Source organism: Bacillus sp. P4_D3, assembly GCF_056401855.1.
In genome coordinates this window covers 1-4,738 of the sequence record NZ_JBFUIN010000247.1, presented here as the reverse complement: position 1 = coordinate 4,738, position 4,738 = coordinate 1, and the positions used below count along the sequence as shown (strand labels likewise).

Below are 4,738 nucleotides of genomic sequence, written 5' to 3'. Positions count from 1 at the left end.
CCCCTACTATGCATACTATTTGAATTATGAACGAAAGCCTCACACGCCTGATACGTATCATTTTCTGTTTCTTTCCATGCAAATTCCTCTATTTGTTCTTTCGTAAGCGGATATGACTGTAGTCGTTTTTTATGTCTCTCTACTGTTTTTCTCACATATGGAGCTAAATCAATATCAAAGAGTGCAAACGATTGACCACCGTGCTGCATATTTTGATTCGCCTGAAAAATAATTGAAGAAAGCGCCAATGCACTTTTAATGTCTTGCGGTTGTCTCATATGTCCATGTCCAGTATGAAAACCGTTAGCAAGCATTTGCGCTAACGGAATTTGCGAACAAGTCGTTGTTCCTGTTGCATAAAAATCTAAATCATGTGGATATAATATATTTTGATCTATCGCTTTTTTCACTTGATCTGATAATAATTTTTCTACTGCATAATACTTTGCGCTCTCAGATGCGAACGTTCCCATTACTCCCATTGGAGATCGGCCATCTACATTTGCATTTTCCTGCATTAAATCTTGTTCATTACCGTGAATAATTGTCTCAAATACTTTCATTAATTCTTCTCCACGTACATTTTGTTTCAACATTCATAACCCTCCACCAACATGTTGTTGTCTTTTGATTAAAATCATACAACATATAGTTCTTCTGTTCCTGTGAAAAATGTAACATTCCTGTGAAAGTTTTTTTAAAAATTAATGACTTTTTCATTTGTAAAAAAGAAATGTGCTCTTTACAAATGTATGGTACAATGAACGGGAAAAACTCTTTTTACCCTTTATCAACACATTTGTATAAAGGAGACTGAACTCATGATTATTACATATCTTTTATTTATCGTTGCCTACTTGCTCGGTTCGATTCCATTTGCATTAGTCGTTGGAAAAATCGGTTATGGAATCGACATTCGTGAGCATGGAAGCGGTAATCTAGGCGGAACTAATACATTCCGTACATTAGGGAAAAAAGCAGGTTTTATCGTAACAATTGCTGACATTTTAAAAGGTACATTAGCAACAAGTCTACCGATTATTTTCGGGTCAGATATTCACCCACTATGGTTTGGATTAGCCGCTGTTCTTGGACATGTCTATCCGATCTTCGCAAAATTCCGCGGGGGGAAAGCAGTTGCAACTTCTGCTGGGGTATTATTATGCTATTCACCAGTTGTTTTTGCAATATTAGCTGTTGTCTTTTTCAGCCTTTTATTTACAACAAGATACGTATCACTTTCTTCTATGGTAACAGCTGTCATTGCTGTTATTGCATCCATTGTTAGCGGGGATAAAATCTTCATTATTGCGATGTGTTTATTAGCAGGTATGGTTATTTATAAACACCGTGCAAATATCGGACGAATTATAAATAAAACTGAACCAAAAGCAAACTTTTCAAAAAAGCAAAAATAAGATCGTAACCCACATAACGCAAAAAGAAAACGTGAAGCATATTAATAGCGTCTTTTTGCGTTATTTTTTATACTAAAGAAAAAGCAACATAATTTGGAGGAACTATACATGAATCTTTCCGTAACAAAAGAAGCAGCACAATGGTATAAAAACGAATTACACTTACAATCAGGTGAAACAATACGCTTTTTCGTACAATACGGTGGTTGCAGTACTGTGCAAAAAGGACTTTCTTTAGGTATTCGTAAAGATGATCCTGCGCATCCTGCTGTTCAAATGCAAGAAGAAGGTATTAACTTCTTTATTGAAGGCGATGATGAGTGGTTCTTCGATGGACATAATTTATTAGTGACACTTAACGACGGTGATGATTTCCCTCAATTTAATTATGAAAAATAAAAAAACGTGGCTTCTGCCACGCTTTTTTTTATTTTTTTTTAATTTCCTCATATTTCGCATACCACTCAGGATATAATTTTTTAAATGATACAGGGCGGAACCCTTCTTTTTTCGCACAAATATTCGTTGTACTTGCAGTAATACAAAGCTCGCCATCACCGTTATAAATTTCATAACCATATACAACACGCAGCGGGCTCAAAGTATCAATCCACGTTTTCACAATTGCTTTTTCACCGTAACGCATCGCTTTACGATATGAAATTTGCAAGTCTAATACAGGAGAGATAATTCCCTCTTTCTCCATTTCAACATACGAAAATCCTAATTCTTGTATAAGTTTCGTGCGCCCAAGTTCCAGCCACACTAAATAGTTTGAATGGTAAACAACACCCATCTGGTCTGTTTCCGCATAGCGGATTTCAACTTCATGTTCTGCTACAAACATTTCTATTCGCCTTCTTTCACTTCTGCTACCTTGCATACATTTAATCATAATACAGTGGAATCAAAAATAAAATAAAAACAGTGAATCTTTTACCGAAAGGGGCAAACACATGATTCAAATTGTAACTGTTCGTAGCGGTGATAGTGTTTATAGTTTAKCATCAAAATATGGATCTACACCTGAAGAAATTGTAAAAGACAATGGACTAAACCCAGCCGAAACACTCGTTGTTGGTCAGGCACTTATCGTTAATACAAAAGGAAATAACTATTATGTACAGCCTGGTGACAGCCTTTATCGAATTTCTCAAACATATAGCGTTCCTCTCGCCAGTTTAGCTAAAGTTAATAACCTTTCATTAAAATCTATTCTTCATGTCGGACAACAATTATATATACCGAAAGGAACAAAACGAGCAGTAGAATCCATCGCTTATTTACAACCTTCAACAATACCGATAAAAGAAAGTTTAGTAAATGCTACACGTGCTATTAATCCATTTTTAACATATTTAGCCTACTTCAGCTTCGAAGCAAAACGAGACGGCACTTTAAAAGAACCAACCGAAACAGCTAAAATCGCTAATATTGCAACGCAAGGTAAAACCATCCCTATGCTCGTTATTACAAATATTGAAAATGGAAATTTCAGTACCGAACTGGCATCTGTTTTTTTACGCGACGCAACGATTCAAAACAAATTTATTACGAACATTTTGCAAACAGCTGAAAAATACGGCATGCGAGATATTCATTTTGATTTCGAGAATGTAGCACCTGAAGATCGCGAAGCATATAATCGTTTTTTACGAAATGTAAAAACGCGCTTACCTAGCGGGTACACATTAAGTACAACGCTTGTACCGAAAACAAGTTCCAATCAAAAAGKGAAATTTTTTGAAGCTCATGATTATAAAGCACAAGGACAAATTGTTGATTTCGTCGTCATTATGACATACGACTGGGGTTGGCAAGGCGGACCACCGATGGCGATTTCTCCTATTGGTCCTGTGAAAGAGGTACTTCAATATGCAAAATCTCAAATGCCACCACAAAAAATTATGATGGGTCAAAATTTATACGGTTTCGATTGGAAACTGCCGTTCAAACAAGGAAATCCACCTGCAAAAGCAATTAGCTCTGTTGCAGCTGTTGCACTAGCTCGTAAATACAATGTTCCTATCCGCTATGATTTCACGGCTCAAGCTCCTCATTTCAATTACTTTGACGAAAACGGCGTACAACATGAAGTTTGGTTTGAAGATTCACGGTCCGTTCAAAGTAAATTTAATTTAATGAAAGAACAAGGAATAGGCGGCATCAGCTATTGGAAGATTGGCCTACCATTCCCACAAAATTGGCGTTTACTCGTCGAAAACTTTACAATCACGAAAAAAGGCTGACGAAAGTCAGCCCTTTTTTCATATTCCTGTTAAAAATATATCTTTAATTCCCTCACAAAAAAGAAGAATGATAACATTCTCCTTTTTTAACCGTTATCAACAATCGGTTGCTTACCAGTTTGGTCTTGCATTTGCTTTCCTTTATTCCCACCAGCTTTTTTCGATTGTGTTCCAATTTGATTTGGTGCAAAGTCTTTTGAATTCTTTTTCGGATTACCCATTACTATCGCCTCCTTAACACTAGTATCGTACTAGTGTTAAGAATTATTCAGCCTGCTTAAAAAGTTTCATTGCATAACGTTTTTCAATACGTTCTTCAATTCGATCGATTGCATCACGATCGCTTAATAATTGTTGTTTATTTTCATTTACAAGTTCTTCAAACGATCTACGGCGACTTCTTCTCATGCTGCTCACCCTTTCTTCTACGTTTTCTTATTACATAGTATGAGCAAATGAAAAACTCTTTAATCAGATTTGTAAGAAAATTTTATGTTTTAACAAAAAAACCATACGCAAATATTACGCATGGGATTTTTTCACATCATTATATTTAAATATTTTTTAATTTCTTCATCAGCATCTTCTTCATTCACTCTATATTCATGCAGTGCTCGCAATACAGAATCGTATTCTTCTAAAATGTAGCTCTCTAGCTTGAAAATGTCCTCTACACTGTCAATCATAATTCTCGTGTTGCCAATCTCACTTTTCAATGCTGCCTCACACGTTAAGCTCGTACAAATACCAATTACATCGTCTTCCATTTTTTCTGTTAACACATATTTCTTTCGCCCGTTTACCTTCATCCTAATAATTGGGTAAAAAGCTTTTATATCTAAATAGCTCCCGACATTCATACAGCGAATCCATTCGATATCACGTTTATTTCGCATAAGAATTTCTTTTACTGCTTCGTATGCTACCGTTTCATCAAGTACTTCTTTCTGCACTTTTCTTTTTCCTTCTTCTTCAATAGATGCACATTTTTGATAAACTGCCGCACACGTAATACAATCGTCAAATGCATTATGAGAACTTAAGCGAATTCCAAGCATTCGTTTTAACGTT

General features: G+C 35.7%; 7 protein-coding genes and 1 pseudogene. 3 read left to right on the top strand and 5 right to left on the bottom strand.

From position 1 onward, the window contains the following. The coding region (gene nrdD / locus AC1DTM_RS18460; RefSeq protein ID WP_477000620.1) for an anaerobic ribonucleoside-triphosphate reductase at positions 1 to 596 on the bottom strand (596 nt) is incomplete at its 3' end. Positions 597 to 821: 225 nt separating this feature from the next. On the opposite strand from nrdD, the gene plsY reads away from it, so the two are divergent. Together plsY and AC1DTM_RS18450 are read left to right on the top strand one after the other, a co-directional pair. Continuing rightward, positions 822 to 1,418 carry a glycerol-3-phosphate 1-O-acyltransferase PlsY gene (gene plsY, locus AC1DTM_RS18455; RefSeq protein WP_002160929.1) on the top strand — a complete coding sequence of 199 codons (597 nt, stop codon included), beginning with the start codon at positions 822 to 824 and terminating at the stop codon, positions 1,416 to 1,418. Positions 1,419 to 1,526: 108 nt separating this feature from the next. After that, complete coding sequence (locus AC1DTM_RS18450) at positions 1,527 to 1,817, top strand: HesB/YadR/YfhF family protein (RefSeq protein ID WP_002146331.1); 291 nt, start codon at positions 1,527 to 1,529, stop codon at positions 1,815 to 1,817. A 28-nt stretch (positions 1,818 to 1,845) separates the two neighbouring features. On the opposite strand, the gene AC1DTM_RS18445 is transcribed toward AC1DTM_RS18450, so the two are convergent. Next, positions 1,846 to 2,265 carry an acyl-CoA thioesterase gene (locus AC1DTM_RS18445; protein WP_002160928.1) on the bottom strand — a complete coding sequence of 140 codons (420 nt, stop codon included), beginning with the start codon at positions 2,263 to 2,265 and terminating at the stop codon, positions 1,846 to 1,848. Positions 2,266 to 2,374: 109 nt separating this feature from the next. On the opposite strand from AC1DTM_RS18445, the gene AC1DTM_RS18440 reads away from it, so the two are divergent. Then, positions 2,375 to 3,667, top strand: coding sequence for a glycoside hydrolase family 18 protein (locus AC1DTM_RS18440; RefSeq protein ID WP_477000619.1), 1,293 nt, complete (start codon positions 2,375 to 2,377; stop codon positions 3,665 to 3,667). 86 nt (positions 3,668 to 3,753) lie between these two features. On the opposite strand, the gene sspN is transcribed toward AC1DTM_RS18440, so the two are convergent. The 3 genes and pseudogenes from sspN to AC1DTM_RS18425 form a co-directional block, all read right to left on the bottom strand. Continuing rightward, a complete protein-coding gene (gene sspN, locus AC1DTM_RS18435) occupies positions 3,754 to 3,888 on the bottom strand; it encodes an acid-soluble spore protein SspN (protein WP_000527988.1) in 135 nt (44 codons plus the stop codon). A gap of 43 nt (positions 3,889 to 3,931) precedes the next feature. Next, positions 3,932 to 4,075 carry an FbpB family small basic protein gene (locus AC1DTM_RS18430; protein ID WP_002160927.1) on the bottom strand — a complete coding sequence of 48 codons (144 nt, stop codon included), beginning with the start codon at positions 4,073 to 4,075 and terminating at the stop codon, positions 3,932 to 3,934. A 131-nt stretch (positions 4,076 to 4,206) separates the two neighbouring features. Continuing rightward, positions 4,207 to 4,738: pseudogene (locus AC1DTM_RS18425) on the bottom strand (3'-5' exonuclease); the annotation flags it as partial.

What these genes read in the sequence shown, in the direction of transcription:
- AC1DTM_RS18445 (WP_002160928.1), bottom strand. Translation starts at nt 2,265, where the DNA reads ATGTTTGTAGCAGAACATGAAGTTGAAATCCGCTATGCGGAAACAGAC.
- plsY (WP_002160929.1), top strand. Translation starts at nt 822, where the DNA reads ATGATTATTACATATCTTTTATTTATCGTTGCCTACTTGCTCGGTTCG.
- AC1DTM_RS18450 (WP_002146331.1), top strand. Translation starts at nt 1,527, where the DNA reads ATGAATCTTTCCGTAACAAAAGAAGCAGCACAATGGTATAAAAACGAA.
- AC1DTM_RS18430 (WP_002160927.1), bottom strand. Translation starts at nt 4,075, where the DNA reads ATGAGAAGAAGTCGCCGTAGATCGTTTGAAGAACTTGTAAATGAAAAT.
- sspN (WP_000527988.1), bottom strand. Translation starts at nt 3,888, where the DNA reads ATGGGTAATCCGAAAAAGAATTCAAAAGACTTTGCACCAAATCAAATT.